The sequence below is a fragment of the Aeromicrobium camelliae genome (assembly GCF_003850045.1).
Classification (GTDB): Bacteria; Actinomycetota; Actinomycetes; order Propionibacteriales; family Nocardioidaceae; genus Aeromicrobium; species Aeromicrobium camelliae.
In genome coordinates, this window is sequence record NZ_RQJX01000037.1 from 1 (window position 1) to 1,305 (window position 1,305).

Below are 1,305 nucleotides of genomic sequence, written 5' to 3' on the forward strand. Positions count from 1 at the left end.
TGAATCGCCCCGGGTCTGGTGGAGGCTCTCAATCCATGGAGGATGAGAGTCATGGCAGCACCCAGGAAGTACCCCGACGAGCTGCGTGAGCGCGCCACGAGGATGGCGGTGGAGCTGCGGCAGGACCCCGCCACCAAGAACGGCGCGATCAAGCGCGTGGCCGAGCAACTCGGCATGCATCCGGAGACCTTGCGCAATTGGGTTCGGCAAGCCGAGATCGACGGCGGTGTTCGTCCGGGCACCACGACCGCCGACGCGCAGAGATTGGTCGAGCTCGAGCGCGAGAACCGTGAGTTGCGGCGAGCAAATCACATTCTGAGGACGTCAGCGGCTTTCTTCGCGGCGGAGCTCGACCGCCCCACCAGCAAGTAGCCGATCTGCGCGGTGCTGAAGAACGCCGGCGTGCAGATCGCCCCGAGCAGCTACTACGCGGCCAGGACCAGGCCACCGTCCGCTCGCGCGATCCGCGACGCCGAGCTGGTCGAGGACATCAAGGTTGCCCACAAGGCCAACCTGGGTGTCTACGGTGCGAGGAAGATCCACGCCGAGCTCAACCGCGAAGGCGTCAGGGTCGCTCGCTGCACCGTGGAGCGGCTGATGAAGCAAGAGGGCCTGCGCGGGATCCCGCGGGAGAAGACTCGCAAGACCACCATCGGCGACGGCGCGGAGACCGAACGGCCCGAGGATCTGGTCAGGCGCAAGTTTGTCGCCACCGGCCCGAACCAACTCTGGGTCGCGGACCTGACCTACGTCCGCACCCACGCTGGGTGGACCTACGTCGCGTTCGTCCTGGACGTCTTCAGTCGGATGGTCGTGGGCTGGCAGGTGTCCACGTCGTTGCGCACCGATCTGGCCCTGGACGCTCTGGACATGGGTCTGTGGAACCGGCGCCGCGCCGGTCAGGACGTCACCGGGCTCGTCCACCACAGCGATAGGGGCGTTCAGTACCGAGCGATTCGCTACACCGAGCGGCTCGCCGAAGCCGAGGCCGTCGCCTCCGTTGGCAGCCGTGGTGACAGCTACGACAACGCGATGGCCGAGGCGCTGAACTCGCTGTTCAAGGCCGAGTGCATCCGCAACCCGGTGATGCGACCCAGAGGGGGCTGGAAGAACGTCAGCGACGTCGAGATCGCGGTCGCCGAGTACGTCGACTGGTTCAACCACCGACGCCTGCACGGCGAGATTGGGCTGCTGCAGGATTTTGTGACAGTGGGTCATGCCGCCTGAGGGGCGACGTGGCTCATGATGGTTTCGAATTCGATGGGGGTCAATCGGCCGAGTCGTTGCTGGCGTCGTCGTCGGTGG

Annotated in this window: 2 protein-coding genes; both read left to right on the forward strand. The window is 66.0% G+C overall.

Annotated elements, in window-relative coordinates; translation table 11 throughout:
- Positions 1 to 51: 51 nt before the first annotated feature.
- Positions 52 to 372, forward strand: a complete 321-nt coding sequence (locus EHW97_RS15170; RefSeq protein ID WP_166367540.1) for a transposase — start codon at positions 52 to 54, stop codon at positions 370 to 372.
- A gap of 12 nt (positions 373 to 384) precedes the next feature.
- Entirely contained in the window at positions 385 to 1,227 is an 843-nt protein-coding gene (locus tag EHW97_RS15175) for an IS3 family transposase (protein ID WP_166367541.1), read from the forward strand.
- The last annotated feature ends 78 nt before the right edge of the window (positions 1,228 to 1,305 follow it).